This window comes from Bacillus sp. J33, from assembly GCF_000518885.1.
Lineage (GTDB): Bacteria > Bacillota > Bacilli > Bacillales > Cytobacillaceae > Cytobacillus.
This window is the reverse complement of sequence record NZ_JAEL01000041.1, coordinates 1-19,207: the sequence shown is the minus strand read 5'-3', so window position 1 is coordinate 19,207 and position 19,207 is coordinate 1. Positions and strand designations below refer to the sequence as shown.

Below are 19,207 nucleotides of genomic sequence, written 5' to 3'. Positions count from 1 at the left end.
CCCATCTTCTTAATTTTACGGGATATTTATTAATGGAACCTAAGTCAAGCCCTTAATAGCTCCGAATCCACATTACTTCTCCCCCTTTCTACCAGGGGCTAAGTCCTTGTTAAACTTAAGGATATAACCCTTAAGCTTTCGATTATAAACAATGCTATTCGTTATAGTATCAAACTTATAGTGGGAGAAATACGCGTTTAATTCTTTTAGATCTCTTTGAATGGTTTTTACGCTCACATTAAAGTGCTCAGCTTCCTTCTCCTTAATAATGACTTCTTCTTGGCTAAGACGTTCAAAAAGGGATAAAATTCGCATGGTTTTCATATATGATTCTTCAATCACTAAGAGTTCTCCCCTCATTTAATTTATAGTTTTAAATACTATATCTTATTAAAATGTTAAAGTTTTACATAAGAGAATAATAACATAAACAAGCTGTGCATATAGGTAATTATACCTATTTTATCAAAATGTTTTTTCTATTTCGTTGACAGCAGCCAAGGTTTCTTTATTATCCGGCCTGCTTTAAAGCAGTAAAAAATTGGCTTAGAGAACTCTAGCTAGTCCTTAACACCTCGGATAAGAAAGAATGCATCCTCATCGCTAAAAGGCGGGCAAAGTTTATGGTTCTCGCCGCAGATTTTTTTGCATGTGGTTTCAAACATACTGCAAAGTCTTCTAAAGTAATATTCGATTTCGTGATTTCGCGGAATACTAAACGTTTGAAATTGAAGGGGGTATCTTTCGGCCATGGCGGTATGAAAAAAGAAGGAGAAGTATTTCGGGCGGCGGCAAATGAGGGATGATATCATTAATATTGACAACTCGTATACTATGATCGATAGCCCTATTGTAAGCATCCACAAATTCAGGGTTGCCAACTCTCGGGGAGGCACAAGTATAAACGCTTGGCTGTTAAAAATCGGTATTTGCTGCTATATCCAGCGCGGCCAGCGTAGCAACCGCGCATCCTAAGCTATGTCCTGTAATAAATAGCCTTTTATTTGAAGGAAGATGATTAAGTGTGTTGATTCACTTTTGAACGGATTCTCCTATAATCTCTTAAGAACCCATTGTCTACCTTTCCGCTGTCAGGTACAAACGGGTAAGTCCGCTGAAACCAATCCAAGTCCATTAAGACATCAATTAGAAGTTCAGTTCCTCTAAAAGCAACAATGATTTCCTCAGATGATTCAATGATAAAACCAGCTAATGGATACTCAGAACTATCTAACAGAATTACTTCCTTAAATCCTTTTGGCCGTATATATTTACCTCTTCTCTCAACCCGTGAGTTGGCCTGGTAGCAAACCGCAGCAAGTAAAATTAAATTTTTTCCACAATGGAATTCACCTCCTAACCTTTGTTATTTACTCTGTTATTTACTCTTTATCTTATGAGGACAACCTGCTGCCGATTCCAATTCAGTAACGGGCTATTACCAAATTGTTAAAGAATTAGTACATCCCCTTTACGATTCGCTTGAACAGCTCTTCGTTAAAACCATATAAAAAAAATCCCCCGAATAAGAGGCACTTTCATTTTTAGTGCAAGTTATCCGGGGTATAATCCAGTATTGGGATATTTATTAATTTTTTAGCATTCTTTATTATTATTTAAAAATAAGGTTCTTTATATTTTCTGCTCCTCTAATTTCCACTAGATCGCTCTTTTCAACTATAACTTCTTTCACTTCTTTATTACTGAAGTCTACAATAATAGGATTCTTCTTTGGGGTAATGCGGACAGTAACGTTCTTTAGCCCTTCCCCTTGAAGGGTAGCTGAGTTTTTAAGCCAAATTCCATTTTCAACTTCTGCAGTTCCTTCTACATTTATAAATGAAACTTCGTTTACTACTAATTTTTTCTTTTTGTCATCGTCAAGGTTATATTCCTTCTCAAAATCCATCTCTGGCACTGATGGCAAACTGTCGACGTCCATAATACGGCCTTCAGTCGCTGGTGTTATTTCCCCCAGGCTGGTTAAATGCTCTGCGAAGTTCTCCCAATCAGATAGGCCAAGGTCAGTTACCCGGCCTTCCTGGTAAGCATTTGCGAAAACTGTATATCCATCTCCGCCTTTAGCTGTGAATGCATTGGTAGCAATGGTATATGTTTCAGTATCTTTGATTTCTGTGTATGTTCCGTTTTCATTTTTATAAGCAACCGAAACAACCCTTTCTCCAGCTGGCTTAGATGAATCAAACTCCACCTTTGCCCCCGATACATGCAAGAATCCTCCATTTTCCTCAGGATATTGTCCCACACTGATTTCAAAGGCTTCTTTTAGTTCCGCTCCAGTGACCTCCATTGTCGCTAATGTGTTTCCAAATGGAAGAACGGTAATCACTTCACCAACTGTTATTGGCCCAGCGTCAATACCGGCACGGATACCCCCTCCATTTTGAAGGGCCAAAATTACATTGCTGTTGTACTGTTTTGCTTTTGCAAGCATACCATCTGTAATTAAGTTCCCTAATGCTGTTTCGTTTTTACGCACACTCTGCTGTGTGCTATCCCCGCTTGTACGAGGATTTTCAAGGGGTGCTAAAGCCTCTGCCCCGATTTCAGTATTCTTTAATTCTTCTATTTGGGATGAGTATTTGCCAAGCAGCGCAGCAGCTTCGGGATCCTCTGCTTTATCAGAGACTTTAATCAGCTCGCCAGCTTGTCCAATCACCTTTCCATTTTCATCAAACTGTACATCCAGTGTTCCTAAATAACTATTGTACTGGCCTGCTTGAACAATCACAGTAGGATCTTTTACAGCTCCTGATTCATCATTCTCTACAACAACTGGTTCATTTAATTGAGTATGGCTATGGCCGCCGACAATCACGTCTATACCGTCTACATTGGCCGCCAATACTAAGTCATTATCCATATTCGGGTTATCGTCATAGCCAATATGTGTGACAGCGACGATTTTATTAACACCCATATCTTCAAATGCTGCAACAGCTTTTTCCGCTTCCTCTATATAGTTTTCAAACTTAACATTCCCGGGGCTTGAGATATCAGCAGTTTCTGCAGTAGTCAGTCCGAAGAATCCTACCCTTTCTCCATTAACTTCTTTAATAATTCCATTATATATTTTTCCATTAGCTGGTTCGCTTGAAATAACATCGCTGAATAAGCCCTGTAAGTTAGCATCCTCAGTAAAATCTACATTTGAACTAACAAATGGAAACTGGGCACCTTTTACAAAATCAGCCAACGCTTTATGTCCCTCCGGACTGGAACCTAAATCAAATTCATGGTTTCCGAAGGTCATAACATCATAACCCATTAGATTCATAAACTCCAGATCCGCTTGTCCTTGGAACTTATTAAAATATAATGTTCCAGAGAATACATCTCCTGCATCAACCAGAAGCGCATCTGGCTTTGCTGACCTTACTTCCTTAACAGCTGTTACTTTTTTTGCCGTGTTATCCAGATTGGCATGCGAATCGTTTGTATGCATCAGTGACAGCGTAAAGTTTGCTGCTGGCTCCTCGTTTGCAGACACCAGTCCTGCGGGTACAGCCGAGGACACTGTCAATGTTGCTGCCAATGCTACTGTTGATAAAACTTTGATTGGGAATTTCATAGTTACTTAGCTCCTTTCAAGAGTATAGATTATTCTATTAATCTATTGTTCTATAAGCCGGAACTGCACTAACTGCATTCCGGCTTTCATTTTTATGCTGCTTCCTCTTCTTCATAAGGAGAAGCCATTTCCTCTCCATCCGAATCTATAAAAATAATATGGGAAGAATCAGCTTTCTTGCCGACGGTCCACTTTTGGACATTTTCAGCACCGCGGATTTCCGTTACCTTTTCACTTTCAATCAAGACTTCTTTAATCTCTGCACCTGTCAGATCGATTACAGCTCCTTTATTTTCAGAACTGATGACAACTCTTGTGTTTTTCAGGCCTTCTCCTGTTACAGCTGCAGATTTTTTCAGCCAAAGCCCCTGAGTCAACGTTGAATTTTCATCCATCGTCACCAAAGCATTATGCGGTCCGACTACATATTTTTTCGCGTGATAGTCAACCAGGTTGAACACATGGTCATACTTTGGCTTTTGCGGTTTCGGCTCACCTTTCAGGATGGTCTGAATCAAAACCGGATCATGGTCACTCGCACGCCCATGCTCTTCCATGAAGCCTGAATTGATATGCAGAATATCCACTTTCGTTCTGTTGGCCAGATTATTGGATACTAAAATATGATCCAGCACCTGGGCATTTCCTTGATAGTTGTACGAATAGCGTTCTTGAGCAGGCACTTTTTCAATCATATTGGTTAACTCCTCACCTTTTAGCACTTGTAAAGGTTTGGAGAATTCAAAATCGTTAAAGTCGCCAAGCAAAACGATATTGGCATTTGGGTCTTTCTCTTTAATGTCTTTGACAAAGCCGTTAATGACATTGGCGATTTTCATTCGCTGGATTTCACTTCTTAAAATCGGAGGCTGGACTTGTCCGAATAATGGATCGTCCCCGCCTTTTGAGTTAAAGTGGTTTGCGACCACAATGACGCTTTCTCCGTTGAATTCAAACTGGGCTGCCAAGGACTTGCGGCTATCCTCAAATGCTTCGTCCGCTGGATCAATGCGTCCAGGATTCAGCGTGAGTTTGCCATCTTCAAAGTCAACTGCTTCTGTTGCTGAACCCTTTTCAGCGTCCATTAAGGATACGCGCTCAGGGTTATAAAGGAAGCCGACACGGATGTTGCCGCCAGGCTGCCCTCCGTCCTGTTTATGTTCCGGAGCGATATCCGTATAGATGTATTTCGGTCCGCCTAACTCTATGATCTTTTCAATTAATACGGCTGCACTTTCACTTGCATCTGTTGTGCCGCTGTCTGTCGGGCCATCATTATCCTGAACCTCAGTCAGGCCAATGATGTCTGGCTGCTTCATATTATTTACAATGGCTTCTGCCAGTCCTTCTACTTTCTCCTCATCTACTTTTGGAGAAAAGTTCTCTACATTATAGGAAGCAATCGTCAATTTGTTTTCTTTTTGTGTAAGCTCTGTTACTTCGCGCTCGTTCGGACCTTCAATCAGTTCAGGCAGATCATCGTTAGGCAAGACCTTATAGTTGCTGTAGCCGTAGCTTACAACACCCTGAATCGGGCCTGCAAAGCTGTCGCCCATTTTAGCGATAAAATGATTATTATTTACATCAATCGTAATTCTTTCAGGATTATAATCATTTTCAGAAATCCGCAGACCGCCCGCAGTTGTATTTGTGGGCACATCCTCCGGCACGACAATCACTTCGCCATATTTTTGCGGAGCGACTACTTTTGGTTTGTTAATCTCAACAAGCATACCTTCCAGACTTTCATAAAAGTCGATTCCGTCTTCTTCTGGATCGAACTCAGAGAAGCTGTCATTGTCGATTATCTCGGCTGGAAGATTGGCTGCATTAATCACAACTGGTGCAGGCAGATCCCCCGTTCCTATAACTTTAACAGCAGATGCGCTGATTTCTGTCATTGGAAGGTCAGTATCATATCTCTCTGCATATCCTTCCATAAAGTATTCTTTCACTTCACCTGTTACGGAAACAGTATCCCCAATGGCTGCACCATGATTTCGACCGTAAACTAAAATCCCTTCAGATGTCCTAGGGTCATTATCCGGCTGCAGGTCCTGCATATAAAATTCATTCCCATTTACCTTCGTAACAATGCCTTCAACATTTTCTACTGTTGCACCTTCGTATGCAGAAAAATGTCCAGTTCCTTGAATATCATGAATGCGGGCATCTTCTTTTTTAATCGTATAGCTGAACACAGAAACATCGCTGTTCTTTAAGCCTTCTTTTACAGCAACTGCTTTGATTGTTGTGCTTTCAGTAATCTCAATTGGTGTGCTGTAAACTGGGCTCGCTTCTGTAGGTACTGTTCCATCCGTTGTATAATGGATCTTAGCACCATCTGTTAATGTTGATAAGCTGACTTGAGTGCCGCTATCAACAAGAGAGTGGCCTGGATCTGCTGTTACCGGGCGCACCTTGCTGGCATCCTCTACAACATCAGCCGCGCCGCGCGGCAATAATTGATAATTATCGTAGTAAACACCCAGCACACCGGTAATGAAATCATATTCTTTATCTGTTGCCAATAAAGATGAGTCTGTTGTTCTGATTGTAAAAGAAGTTCCATTTTCATCAACCGCTGTGTAATTGGAGCCATCTCTTGACTGAATGGTTACGTTTTGAACTGTAACTAGCTTTGCTTCTTTGTTTTCGCCAAGCTCAGCTGCTGTCAGAACTTCCGCTTGAGGGATCTCTTCAGTATCGATTACCGCTACATCCTCTGCTTTTACTTCAAGCTCAAGCAGATTGGCAAACTCTGTTAATTTACCTGATGCCCTCACCACATCTCCAGGCTTTACATCAAGCTCCGCTCCATATAATGCAATAGCCGCTGTATCGTCCTGGATGTATGTCGTTTTTCCCATCACCGCAGTTACTATCCCTGTAGTAAGCGCATTGCTTCCAATTGTAAGCTGGCGAACCTCAGCAATGGTTTTCTCTTCAAGTATGCTATATTCAAAGGTTGAAACTTCACTGTCTTCCAAGCCTTCTTTTACAGCATAAGCTGTAATCGCAGTTGGTTCTGTAACCTTAATAGGACCTTTGTACTCGGTCACTGTTTCATTCCCATTTAGAGCATAATAGATTGTTGCGTCTTCTGTTGCAGTTGACAGTGTTACTTCTGTTCCTGCAGGTACGGCTCCTGCTTCAGGGGATGCGCTGACTGCACCTGCTTGAGTGGCTGGCGCATCTGCTATGAACCCCATGCTGGTTGGCTCTTTTAATCCAGGCATCGAATTGTATGTAGTTAAATTTCCGGATACACTAACTTTTTTTCCAATGTTATTCGGATTCGTCTTTAATCCAAACTCTGCCCTATAGGCAGCTGTAATCTGGACATCCAGCATGTTTGACTGATCTGTCTCATCCGGAGAATCGGCAATGGCAAAGTTATAATCATTGCCAAACTTTGTCGGGTCTTGCGTAATGCCATTACCAGTAGCAAAAGCTACAATATAGCCTTCCACCGTTGCGCTGCCGCTATTATTCGCAATAGCCTCCGCAACTGTTTTCACTCCCTCCGCCTTCGCAGAACTAAACGGAGCGAATAAACTAAGAATCAAGGCAAAAATACTCACAAGGCTGAACATCTTCTTCCGACGTCTTCCTATCATATTATCCTCTCCAATTACTAGTATTTAAAACGTTTACAGAATACTCCAATACAAGTAAAACACTCCTCTATTAACCTTACAATCTGATATTTGTAAAAATTAAGTTAATCTAAAAAAATAAGAAAATAGACTTGTTTTTATATAGTTATTTTAGACTATAAACCATTCAAATAGAAGTTCAGTCAAGCCTATAATTATAAAAAAAGAGAGTCTCCTTCATACAGGAAACTCTCTTTCATTTATCATTTATATACTTTTATCGTCACTGTCTTGCTGCCCCATTGTAGAGCACGCTGTTTATTTGGAATGAAGACGTCAATTTTATTTCCTCTTACTGCAGAACCTTTATCTCCTGCAATTGCTTCACCGTAGCCGGGCACATATACTTTTGAACCTAGCGGGATGACTTTTGGATCTACTGAAATAACCTTGGCATTCGGGTTTTTTTTCAGGTTAATCCCTGTATAGGTTATGCCGCTGCATCCTTTGCAGCTGGCCGTATAAGCAGTAGCTTTTACTGTAATTTCTTTGTAAGCACGAGCAGCTTTTGCTGTGTTTGTCGAAGCTGCTTTCACAGATGATTTTTTCGGTGCTGCCGTCTTTGCTGATGGTGCAGCTACTTTTAACACCTGCTTGGGTTTGATTGTATTAGATTTTAAGTTATTCCAGGATTTAATTTGATTAACGGTAACATTATGTTTTTTGGAGATGGCCCAAAGCGTATCCCCATTTTTCACTGTGTACGTATTTCCCGCGGCTGAAGTGACATTGGAAAATCCAAACGATAGAAAAATTACTGTAACGAAAAAGATTAATAGTTTCTTCATGTTATCTCCTTTATGTCCCTTTATAGGAACATATTAGCATCAGCAGATAACAAACAAGTTTCAAAAAGACTCTCTTTTTGTTACAAATTAAAAAGTTTTTGATATGTTTGTAATGTATTTTACTAGTTTTTACATAATCAATAGAAAAGCACCTTTACAGAACGCGGTAAAGGTGCCCCACTATTAATAGGCAAAATGATGATTGCCGATTTGCTTAATAACTGTACGGGTAAAAATCCACTGATCAGTAGCTGTTACTGGATTGTAATAGTAAGTAGCGCCGCCGGATGGATCCCAGCCGTCAAAAGCATCTCTTACTGCCTGATAGGCTGCAGCATTTGGCTGAAGCCAGTATTGGCCATCGCTGACTGCTGTGTACGCATTTTTTTGGAAAATAACATTCGAGATGGTATTTGGGAATTCACTGGAATGAACACGATTCAAGATGACAGCTGCCACTGCCACCTGACCATCATAGCTTTCTCCGCGGGCTTCCCCATGCACTGCGTGAGCCATCATATCTACATTGCTGAGCATGGCTGATGTGTTTACTCCAACCATTCCATCTGCTTTTAATCCAAAGTCTCTTTGGAAATTTTCAACAGCATTTCTTGTTATCGGACCATAATAACCTGTAGTTTCAGCTTTAAAATAACCGAGCTTATGAAGCAATGATTGAACATATGTAACGTCAGTTCCTGATGACCCTGTCTTAAGCACTGAAGCCTCTGCTTCAGGCCCGTTTAAATGCAGAACAAATGTCATTACGATTGATGCTGCTAACCACTTTACTAATTTCAAACGTATCTCTCCCTTATGTATAATCTTTCTAATTTTATAAATCTATCCTCCTTACACAAAAAATATCTGGCAACTTGTATTTACCCATTTATTTTTTGGAAAAACTCGGTATAAAGAGCTGATTTTTAACCATAAAATGGAACTCTTTATTATTTTGTATTTAGTCCCGAATTTAAAGTGAAAAAGCCATCCTCCAGAGAGAATGGCCTTGGTTATTACAATTTAAACTTTTCAACTGATTGTTCCAGTTGTTTTGCAAGAGTACTAAGGTTAATCGTTAATTGTGCAATATTCTCTATAGCTTCTTCCTGCTGATCGGTGGACACTGCAACCTGGCGGGATATTTCAGCTGTATCTCCTGAAAGGTTTGCAAATTCATCAATTGATGCAGAAATCTCTTCCGACCCAGCGGACAGCTCTTCTGTTACTGCTGAGACTTCCTGTATTTCGCCAGTTACCCCCTCAACCGCATGCAGAATCTGGTTAAACTTTTCACCCGCACTGTTTACTAAGGCAGTTCCCTCCCCGACTAGGACCGAGCTGCTTTGCATATTACCTACTGCTTGTTCGATAGCCGTCCTGAAGTGGTTTAGCTTTTCAGCAATTTGCGCTGCTGAAGCCTTTGAACCTTCTGCAAGTTTTTTCACTTCTTGGGAAACAACTGCAAAACCTTTGCCATGCTCTCCAGCTCTGGCCGCTTCAATTGCCGCATTTAAGGCAAGCAAATTGGTTTGCTCAGCTATTCCTGATATTAGATTTACAATTTCGCTAATTTCATTTGCCTGTATACCCAACTCTTCAATATAGAGAGAAGATTCGCTGACAGTCTTTTTAATAACATTAATTTGCTTGATAATGGATTGAATTTCATTAAAACCTTCCTTAACCTGCTGTGAAACCGTATTTGATTGTTCACTTACATCTGTTGAAGCTTCTGCTATACGCTGGATTCCAATGGCCATCTCTTCAATTGCTTTTGCGGACTCCTCGCTTCTGATCAACTGTGTTTCAGTAGCACCAGCTACTTCCTGAATCCCTTTAACAATCAGATTACTGGCCTGGCTGATCTCATCCATTCTGTTTTCTATCTTATTTGAAGACACCAAAAGTGCTTCAGAGGAAATCTTAATGTCTTCTACCATTTTAATTGTATGGTTAGTCATTTTTTTGAAAGAATCTGTTACAAGACTGATTTCGTCTTTTCCTTTTACCTGAATGCTTTTTACTGTCTCTTCTGCACCTCGCAAATCACCATCTGCCATTAATTGTGCTGCCGTGGTGATATTTTGAAGCGGTTTTAGCCTTTTCCTGATTGACCATGCAAGAATAGTTATCACTGCTAAGATCAATAGGATATTAATCAGCAGGTTTAATGGTAGCACTTTAAGAAGGACTTGATCGGCAATGCCATTGACATCCTTTGCATCGGTATCAACCCCCAATATTCCGATTACTTCTCCGCCCTTTTTAATGGGTACAAATGCAGATAGATAGTCTCCGTATTCAGGGTCATGGACAATCGGTGAACTAGATGCTTTTCCATCCAGAACTGCAGAAACATCCTCATATGTTGTAGCGGTAGTTGGTGTCATAATGTCTGCTGCAATATCAGAGTCATTAGGCAGTCCATCAACCAAAATAAAAACTTCTTTTTCTTTAGAATCTGCCACTAGTGTATATACGTAAAATGCCCCCGTTTTTTCCCTATAATCATTCAATTGTTCCCTTAAGTCCCAATAGATTTCATTCTTACTTGGATTCTGTAAAAATTCCCCATATTTTTCTGCATCCATTTTGCCTGCAATGTTGTCCGCTAAATTTAAACTATAATTTTGAATAGAGGATTCCACTGAATTTTTTGTGCTTGAATAAAGCATAGTGATGTTGCCCATTAAAACAATAATCATTCCAATTGCCATTAAAATGGCAATATTGCCGCTTAACCTCTTCATATATTCCACTCCATTAGAAAATATTTCATAATAAAATTATAACTTTTGAGCCAGTAAAAAAGAACTATAAAAATCTGATAAATGGCTTTTTCTCAAAAAAAATGAAGCCATTTAAGCTTCAGTAAATCTCTTAATCTACAATTACTTTGTAAAACTATTCCCTTCTTCTGAAATAAAATCACTAAGGCTAGCTCTTCTGAAAATAACCAACCATTAAAATACTGAAAATTCAAATAATTAATAAATAAGTCCCATGATTCCAAAGGTTAGTAAAAGTAGAATAAATAGTGTATGAGTTTAAAAGAAGGGAAGGGATTCATCTGAAAAATAAGTTGATAGCGCTCTCTTTAGCTTCTGCTTTGAGCTTTTCACTCATTCCTGCCAGTGGTTTTGCTGTACAATCCGTTTCGGAAAACCAGGCGGTAATCCCCGGTGCACATTCCGTAACAGAAACCTACTTTGACGGAGTAAACAGCAATTGGCTGACCACCAAGAATCCAAAGCAGTTTGAGCAGGCAACCCTGTATGGAAACTTGGGACTTACCCCCTATCTTTGGGGAGATGCTGCGGAAGGCACTGGCTGGCATCAAATGTACAAGCCAGCCGAAGTAACCGGGACACAGGTGAACGGTGTTTTTGAAGATGCGCAGTTTTTGATCAGGGTTCCGGATCATTGGAATGGCAAGCTTGTTGTTTCCGGCATCCCTGCCACAAGAAATGAAACGTCCACTGACTTGCTTTTTAGCGATTATGTTTTGGAAAAAGGATATGCTTTTGCGGCCATTGACAAGGGCACCCAGGGCGAGGCCGATGCTTCTGACCCGTATGCAAAAGTTAAAAATGCTTTAGCAGATGAGGATGATAGCGTTGCAGAATGGCATCAGCGCTTCCGCCAAATCACAAAAGCGGCCCAGCAGTACTTAATTAATCATTATTCCGACCGTTTGATTGATCCGGCAGATTCCTCTAATCCAGCAAGTGATTTAATTACGGAACAGCACAAAGTTCCTACATATGCGATGGGAATTTCAAATGGCGGATATGTGGTGCGCTATGCCCTGGAAAATGATGATCCGGAAAAAACAGGAGAACCGCGTTTGTTTGATGGAGGAGTCGATTGGGAAGGCGTTTTATGGACAGAAAAAACACCTAATTTAATCAGTTCCCTGACAACCGTTGTGAATAATGCAGATGAAGCCTTATTCGGAAGCGGCAACGAACAGCAAAAAGCCGTTAAGGAACTATATAAAGCCGGCCTGCCAAAAGGCTCAGAAAAACTGTGGTCCTATCATGACCAGGTATACTGGTTTGTTTCATTGAATATTTACCGGGATCATTTTGACCCGGATGCACCTGGCCGGACGCATTGGAGCCAATATTTGAACTTCACAGACGGAGTGAGAGATCGCAAATATGATCATATTTTTGAAGATTATAAGTACGTCACCAGGCCAAAAGATGTTAAGGATAATATTAAAGAAGTGGCCAATACGGGGGATATTGATGTACCGCTAATCTCTTTTACAGGTTCACTTGATGCCCTGATTTTCCCGGACATCCATGCAAAAGGATATGAGAAGCTGGTTCAAAAAGCCGGAAAGCAAGAGCTTCACCGCCTATATACAATTGAGAACGGCAACCATGTTGACAGCCTTGTCTGGAATGGTGCCGCCGATCCGGATAAAGAGCTTCATCCTTTATTGCCTTACGCTCACCAGTCCTTCGACTTGCTTGTCGACTGGGTGGAAAACGGCAAAGCAGCGCCTGACAGCAAACTCATTAAAGCCCCTGAAAACCCTGTTAAGGTTATTGACCTTAAGACCGGAGCGGAAAGGGATCCGCGCTAATATTAATAAAAGCCAAAAGGGTGGGCTGTCCTCTTAAAGAGACAATCCCACCCTTTTGGTGATCCTTGATTGGATTTATTATGGACGTGCCTCCCTATCTGGTTAACGCCCCCGAACCCATTGATACACCTTCCTGTAAGATGCTGTCAGCCATAAAACTGCAGGTATTAAAGCTAGTGATACTGCAGTCACTCCTCTCCAGCCAGCAGCCTCCCAAACAAGTCCGGCAAGAGTCCCTCCTGTTGCCACTCCAAAGTAATAGCTTACTAGATAAATACTGGACGCACCGCCTTTATGGTGAGCAGCCCGTTCATTAACAATGGCCGCCATCAGGGAGTGGGCTATGAAGAAGCCGAAACATGTCAGGCAAAGCCCCAGCACTGCAACTGTTAACGAATGAAAATTCGTTAGCAATGCCCCTCCTATTAAAATCAGCGTACCTATCGATACAAGGGTCGTTTTTTTCATAAAGAGCGAAATGCGGCCGGCTATTATTGGACCTATAAAACCAAGACAGTATGCTAGATAAGTAAAGGAAATATTTTTAACCGTTAGATTAAAAGGTTCATTTTCAAGATAGAACGGAAGATATGTCCATATACCTGTGAAAGTGAATTGCAGAAGAATTCCCATTGCAAAAGCAGGAAAGAGCGTGGGACTTTTCAGATGTGACATCATGCCTGAAAGATCTTTTTTCATAGAGATTTTACTTGGCTGGAAGAAGTGCGATTTGGGCAGCGTAACGAAGTATATACAAAACAATATTAGGGTCAGTCCCATCAGCGCAAAGACAGAAGTCTCCCAGCTTGTGTGATCTGCTATATAACCAGTAAAAATTCTTCCGATCATTCCGCCGATGCCGTTTGCGGCAATATACATGGTGATGCCCAGATTGATGCTTCCCGGTGCTACTTCCTCCCCAATATAGGCAATAGCTGCAGCCGGCAGCCCCGCCATGAAAAATCCCTGCAAAAACCGGAGCATCAAGAAGAATTCAAAGCTGGAAACCAGGGGCATCAGGATTAAAGGGAAAATAGTGCAAACGAGTGTAATATGCATAATACGCGTCCGCCCCATGCGGTCCGATAAAAAGCCAAAAAATAAGAGGCCTATGATCATGGAAATGACAGCTATTGATAAAGAAAGACCTGCAGTTGCTGAGGATATGTCATATGTACGAACCAGCATCGGCATAATAGGCTGAACGAAATATAAATTAGAAAAATTCAAGATGGATGCACAGGTTAAAGCGACCATAATTCTCCTAAAGCCTGCCTCGCGGAAGCTATATTTCTGCTTTTCATTTTTTATTGCTGTTACAGCACCCATTTTTTCACCCAATTTCTCTAAAGCATTAAATTTAATACATTCATGATATCATTTTTTCATACTTGTTTCATGAACTATGTAAATTTTCTGATAACTAATCTAGATTTTATTATGTTTCACTTTGAACAAACGGCCAAAACGTTTCCCTTCGCAGCCGCTCTTCATTCCCATCCTACAAAATGTTATAATAAAGGAATGTACTTTACAGGGTGCCAAACCACCACAAAGCGGCGATTTTACTTGGTAATGCCGCTGGATTATTCGACAAAACTCGAGTGGTGTCTGGTACCAATCGGGAACAACAGGGAGGTTATGGGGATGATTCCGGAGCGGTTTTTGGAGCCTTTGGAGTTTGCAGCGAATGAACTGAAGGGATTGCTGCGGGCTGAGAATGATGAGCATGCCCGGCTTGTGCAGAAGGGGCTGATGCTTTTTCGGCAGGGGCTTGTGTATCAGCTGCGTTTTGAATCTGATAAGGTATTGGCTGCAGTTCAGGATGTGACACCGGCCAAAGTAGAACTTGACCTTGAATATATTCATTTAAGCGAGTGTTCCTGCCCGGCTGAAGGATTTTGCCGCCATCAGGTAGCGGTATTTCTGCAGCTTCTTTCCAGAGCGAGAAGTGTATCGACGTGGATTGAAGAATGGCGGAAGCCGATCAAGGAAAAGCAGACAGCCAAGAGCTGGGGCATCCAAAGAGCGAAGGATCTCCTCAAATCCTCCGGGAAACAGAAGACGGATTATGATCAGTGGATTGCAGCATTTGAGGAGAGCTTTACTGAGCTGATGGAAAAGCAAGGTGAACCGCGCCCATATGTGCTTCCAGAACTGTTTCATGTTTACCTGCGGCGAATGAAAGCAGGCGCACCGGTTGAACAGGAATGGAAGCTGCTATATTTGCTCGTCGGCTATGTATTTTCTTTTAAAAAACTGATGGCACTCAGCAGGAAGTACGGACATGGGGAAGAATTAATCGATCGCTATTACCGCCATCTCTATCAGTCTTTGATGGAAGATTCGGTTGAGATTATGAATAAATTATCGGTCCACTCCCTTCCTTTCGCTTTCGATCAATTTATTGAAAAGCTGAAAGACGAATCTAACGGCCTGATTACCGGGCCTTTTGGCTTGGAATATGAACGGGCTCATTTATACCGGCTATTGTGGACACATTTTTTCAAAAAGAAAGAGTGGCGTGAAGCCGAGATCAATAAATTAGATTCCTATAATAAAGAAGTTGAATCGCCAAATCTGCCATCCATGGTAGGCTATGTCCACCTTCATATCCTTGAACGCAATGATGACCAGGCACTCAGTGTTTTAAATGTGCCGAACGAAATCATGACGCCTTACATGCTCTATTGGCTTGACCTTTTCACAGCCCAAAAGGATTGGAATCGAATGGGGCCTTATGTGGAAGCATTTATCCATAAATTACGGGATTACTTGAAACGATCGGATGACTATTATGCCTGCATGGATTTTACACAGCTGGCGATCAGGTCGATTTCTCCTTATTGCCTGGAAAACAGCAAACTGGACTTATATGAGAAGGCTCTTATGGAAACATTGCCGTACAGCTATGGCGATTATGAGTATTTGCTGTTTGAAAAAGGCGAATTTGATAAATGGGCGGATTTGCAGGCATTCATTGGCTTTGACATCGATACGCTTGGCAAAGACCGAATTAGAGAAATCAGCAAGAGTGAGCCTGCAATCCTGCTGCCGCTCTATCACCATGCCATCCAGGATCACATTAATATGAAAAACAGGGACCATTACCGCGAAGCAGTCCAGAAAATGAAAAAGCTTCGCACTCTCTATAACAAGCTGAAACGCCAGGAGGACTGGCAGTTTTTCCTTGAAATGCTGCTCGAAAAAACAAAACGTCTCCGCGCCTTTCAGGAAGAATGCAAAAGGGGTAAGCTAATCGATGCTTAAGACGAGATTTCTCCATGTAAAGGTCAAACCGATAACCAATGATCAGTATCTGATTTTTGCCGTGAATGAAGAAGGCCGTCTCCTTTCCCCTAAGGAATGGAAGCCGCTTCTTTTTAACCATCATAGAGAGAGCTTCTTCGGGACGATGCTCGATACCGAAAATGTCGACGGAATTAACGGCATCACAGTCAGCGGCTGGCAGCTCATCACCCTTTTTGCCGCTGAGCAATTTAACCGGCTTCTGGAGTGGGATTGGGATGATACTGCCCAGATCCTTCTGGCTGCTTCCCATGCCCTTTATGATTCCATTCTTGATAATGAGTGGATGCCGGACTTTACTGCCTGGGAAAATGACCAGTTCCGCTGGGCACTCCCTGAAAGTGTAGTCAGTGAATTCGGCTCCAGCTTTTGGGAGCAAACCGTTGAAGGCAGGCCTGTCAGGGAGTTTATTGGGGATTTATTTCATCACTCCCTGGACGGCTATATGAACCAAAACCGTGAGACAAAGGCCAAATTTGGCGAAAAGCTTGAAGCATTACGGAGCGAACATCTCTCCCCTCGCGATCTTGCCGCCTACTTTGATGAAGAAAGCTGGCAGGAATGGATTGGTGTTAAATCAAATGAAGCTCCTTTTTCAATTGGCCTGAAGCTTGAGGAACCTGCTGATATTGATACAAGCTGGGATTTGAGCATTTTTCTGCGCGGAAAAAAGGATCCTGATGTATTTGTCGACTACAAGGATTACTCGAACTACCCGCGTGCCTGGCATGATTACGAAGACACGATTGAAAAAGAAATTCATCGCTGGCTAGAGCTTTTTCCATGGCTTGTAGGAAAAAGCGGCCAAATTGCACCCCAGCTCACTGAGGATGAAGCCTGGACATTCCTGACAGAAGCGAGTGAAACCCTGCTGGCGCTTGATGTTGAAATCCTGCTTCCTTCCTGGTGGCAGGCAATGAAAAACGCAAGCCTGAAGGTAAAGGCAAAGGTCAAAGGAACTGGCAGCCATCGTCCGTCCTTTGTCGGTTTGCAGTCCATGCTTGATTATGACTGGCGTTTTAGCATGAACGGAGTGGATTTGACGGAAGAAGAATTCCGCGGAATGGTTGAGGAAAAAAGGCGCCTTGTTTATATAAGAGGACGCTGGATCAAGCTGGATCCTCGCTTCGTCCGCCATATCCAGGATTTAATGAAAAAAGCGGAAAAAGAAGGCCTGCATGTCCGGGACCTGATCGAGCAGGAATTAATGGGTGAGGACAATCAGCAAGAGGACGAACTCGACAATCCAAAAGCATTTGCCCGCATCCAAATTGAGCTTAACCGCCAGTGGAAGCAGATGGTCAAACAGCTTCGCGATATTAAAAACCTGCCGCTTGAAGATGCGCCTGCAAGCTTCCGGGGTGACCTCCGCCCGTATCAGACGCTGGGCATGAGCTGGCTGCTATTTTTGCGCCGGTATGGCTTTGGGGCAATTCTTGCAGACGACATGGGGCTCGGAAAAACGATTCAGCTGATTTCCTATCTTTTAAAAGTGAAAAAACAGGAAGATAGCGGCCCTGCGCTCATTATCTGTCCAACATCTGTGCTCGGAAACTGGCAGAAGGAAATTGAGCGGTTTGCACCAAGCATGAGTGTGTATCTCCATTATGGATCGAACCGCCTCAAGGGCGAGAGTTTTTCAGAAAAGGCAATGGAATCTGATATTGTGCTGACATCCTACGGTCTGACCCATATGGACCTCGCAGACTTTGAAACCATTGAATGGAGCTCCATCAGCATTGACGAAGCACAGAATATAAAAAATGCCCAGACGAAGCAGTCACGGGCCGTTCGTAAATTAAAGGGCAAGCACCATATTGCTTTGACAGGTACGCCGATGGAAAACCGCCTGACCGAGCTTTGGTCCATTTTCGATTTTACGAATCATGGCTACCTCGGCAGCCTCGGCCAATTCCAAAAACGATTCGTTCTGCCGATTGAAAAGGAAGATGACAAAGATAAAGTGAAGCAGCTGCAGGCTTATATTCGCCCATTCCTGCTCCGCCGTACGAAAAAGGATGAAGAGGTTGCATTGAATTTGCCTGAAAAGCTGGAGCAAAAGGAATACTGCCCGCTCACAGCGGAGCAGGCATCCCTTTACGAGCAGCTAGTCCAGGATACATTCGCGCAAATTGAAAAACTGTCCGGCTTTGAGCGCAAGGGATTGGTTTTGCAATTATTAAGCCGATTGAAACAGCTTTGTAACCACCCGGCTCTCTATTTAAAAGAGGAGAAGCCGAAACATGTGCTGGAGCGCTCTGTTAAGCTCGAAAAGCTGAGCGAGCTCGTCAGCGCTGTTCACGAGCAGGGCGAAAGCTGCCTGATTTTCACGCAATATATCGAAATGGGCAACATCATCGCCCGCTTGCTTAAGAAGCAATTCGGCTTCGATGTGCCATTTTTAAACGGAAGCGTGCCTAAGCAGGAACGCGACCAGATGATTGCCCGCTTCCAGAATCACGAATTTCCTGTATTCCTCCTTTCGCTAAAAGCTGGCGGAACCGGTTTGAACCTGACAGCTGCCAATCATGTCATCCACTATGACCGCTGGTGGAACCCGGCTGTTGAAAACCAGGCCACAGACCGCGCGTATCGGATTGGGCAGAAGCGCTTTGTCCATGTCCATAAAATGATCGCGACCGGAACGCTGGAAGAAAAAATTGACGCCATGCTTGAGAAAAAGCAGTCCCTGAATGACCAGATTATTACGAGCGAGAATTGGATTACGGAGCTCTCTACTGATGAGCTGCGGGAACTGGTTCACCTCACCTAGGGAGTCTTTTGTTATTTCATGCGGAGTGACTGATAAAGCGCCGATATATTTAAAATCTGACCGAGAAATGATGAAAAGTGACCGATTTCTCAAGAATATCGACCGATAAGTGATAAAATGATAGCAAAATTGTATATGCAGCTCCCTCTAAAGCACCTATTTAGTAGAGGGAGCGTGCTTTATCGGCAACTTCTGATACTACGTCAAGAAAACGGACAAATTAAATTGGGCACTTTCTTACTTTCTTCCTACCGCGCTATCGCTTGGTAACCTGGACAAATGATGATCTAACTTGCGTTACATCATNATTTGTCCAGGAAAAGGTTAAATTAGGCGACTTTCATTTTTGAGTAGTAAGCTTTTTCAAACTCCATCGGTGATTGGTATCCAATGGTTGAATGAATCCTCTCTGGATTGTAAAAACAAGTGATATACTCAAAAACTTCCTTTGTTGCCTCTGCTCTTGTCCTATATTTTTTCTGGTAG

General features: G+C 42.3%; 11 protein-coding genes and 1 pseudogene. 3 read left to right on the top strand and 9 right to left on the bottom strand.

Going from position 1 to position 19,207, the window contains the following annotated elements; all coding sequences use genetic code 11:
* Nucleotides 1-72: 72 nt before the first annotated feature.
* From L634_RS0113110 to L634_RS0113080, 7 genes and pseudogenes are all read right to left on the bottom strand, one after another.
* Entirely contained in the window at nt 73-342 is a 270-nt protein-coding gene (locus L634_RS0113110; protein WP_026582843.1) for a DeoR family transcriptional regulator, read from the bottom strand.
* A gap of 372 nt (nt 343-714) precedes the next feature.
* A pseudogene (locus L634_RS34915) lies at nt 715-1,032 on the bottom strand (lipase family protein).
* A 580-nt stretch (nt 1,033-1,612) separates the two neighbouring features.
* Nucleotides 1,613-3,592 (bottom strand): bifunctional metallophosphatase/5'-nucleotidase, encoded by a 1,980-nt coding sequence (locus L634_RS31105; protein WP_034262660.1) that lies wholly within the window; start codon nt 3,590-3,592, stop codon nt 1,613-1,615.
* Between the two features lie 92 nt (nt 3,593-3,684).
* Nucleotides 3,685-7,212 (bottom strand): chitobiase/beta-hexosaminidase C-terminal domain-containing protein, encoded by a 3,528-nt coding sequence (locus L634_RS31100; protein ID WP_051428324.1) that lies wholly within the window; start codon nt 7,210-7,212, stop codon nt 3,685-3,687.
* Nucleotides 7,213-7,454: 242 nt separating this feature from the next.
* Nucleotides 7,455-8,039, bottom strand: a complete 585-nt coding sequence (locus tag L634_RS0113090; RefSeq protein ID WP_026582841.1) for a 3D domain-containing protein — start codon at nt 8,037-8,039, stop codon at nt 7,455-7,457.
* A gap of 183 nt (nt 8,040-8,222) precedes the next feature.
* Entirely contained in the window at nt 8,223-8,804 is a 582-nt protein-coding gene (locus tag L634_RS0113085) for a cell wall hydrolase (RefSeq protein ID WP_051428326.1), read from the bottom strand.
* A 251-nt stretch (nt 8,805-9,055) separates the two neighbouring features.
* On the bottom strand, nt 9,056-10,792 hold the full coding sequence (locus L634_RS0113080; protein WP_026582839.1) for a methyl-accepting chemotaxis protein: 1,737 nt from the start codon (nt 10,790-10,792) through the stop codon (nt 9,056-9,058).
* Between the two features lie 320 nt (nt 10,793-11,112).
* Here L634_RS0113080 and L634_RS0113075 point away from each other — a divergent pair, with 320 nt between their 5' ends.
* A complete protein-coding gene (locus L634_RS0113075; protein WP_026582838.1) occupies nt 11,113-12,639 on the top strand; it encodes a peptide chain release factor 2 in 1,527 nt (508 codons plus the stop codon).
* A gap of 102 nt (nt 12,640-12,741) precedes the next feature.
* Here the strand turns inward: L634_RS0113075 and L634_RS0113070 are convergent, their stop codons facing one another.
* On the bottom strand, nt 12,742-13,968 hold the full coding sequence (locus tag L634_RS0113070) for an MFS transporter (protein ID WP_026582837.1): 1,227 nt from the start codon (nt 13,966-13,968) through the stop codon (nt 12,742-12,744).
* Between the two features lie 318 nt (nt 13,969-14,286).
* Here L634_RS0113070 and L634_RS0113065 point away from each other — a divergent pair, with 318 nt between their 5' ends.
* Complete coding sequence (locus L634_RS0113065) at nt 14,287-15,909, top strand: SWIM zinc finger family protein (protein WP_034262656.1); 1,623 nt, start codon at nt 14,287-14,289, stop codon at nt 15,907-15,909.
* Entirely contained in the window at nt 15,902-18,721 is a 2,820-nt protein-coding gene (locus L634_RS0113060; protein WP_026582835.1) for a DEAD/DEAH box helicase, read from the top strand. Before L634_RS0113065 ends, L634_RS0113060 begins: the two co-directional genes overlap by 8 nt.
* Nucleotides 18,722-19,050: 329 nt before the next feature.
* On the opposite strand, the gene L634_RS32685 is transcribed toward L634_RS0113060, so the two are convergent.
* Nucleotides 19,051-19,207: IS3 family transposase (locus L634_RS32685; protein WP_157452346.1), on the bottom strand; the 157-nt coding region annotated here is incomplete at its 5' end.

Bases quoted from the DNA above. Each gene is read 5' to 3' on its own strand.
- L634_RS31105 (WP_034262660.1), bottom strand. From the start codon at position 3,592: ATGAAATTCCCAATCAAAGTTTTATCAACAGTAGCATTGGCAGCAACA.
- L634_RS31100 (WP_051428324.1), bottom strand. From the start codon at position 7,212: ATGATAGGAAGACGTCGGAAGAAGATGTTCAGCCTTGTGAGTATTTTT.
- L634_RS0113090 (WP_026582841.1), bottom strand. From the start codon at position 8,039: ATGAAGAAACTATTAATCTTTTTCGTTACAGTAATTTTTCTATCGTTT.
- L634_RS0113085 (WP_051428326.1), bottom strand. From the start codon at position 8,804: ATGACATTTGTTCTGCATTTAAACGGGCCTGAAGCAGAGGCTTCAGTG.
- L634_RS0113080 (WP_026582839.1), bottom strand. From the start codon at position 10,792: ATGAAGAGGTTAAGCGGCAATATTGCCATTTTAATGGCAATTGGAATG.
- L634_RS0113070 (WP_026582837.1), bottom strand. From the start codon at position 13,968: ATGGGTGCTGTAACAGCAATAAAAAATGAAAAGCAGAAATATAGCTTC.
- L634_RS0113065 (WP_034262656.1), top strand. From the start codon at position 14,287: ATGATTCCGGAGCGGTTTTTGGAGCCTTTGGAGTTTGCAGCGAATGAA.
- L634_RS0113060 (WP_026582835.1), top strand. From the start codon at position 15,902: ATGCTTAAGACGAGATTTCTCCATGTAAAGGTCAAACCGATAACCAAT.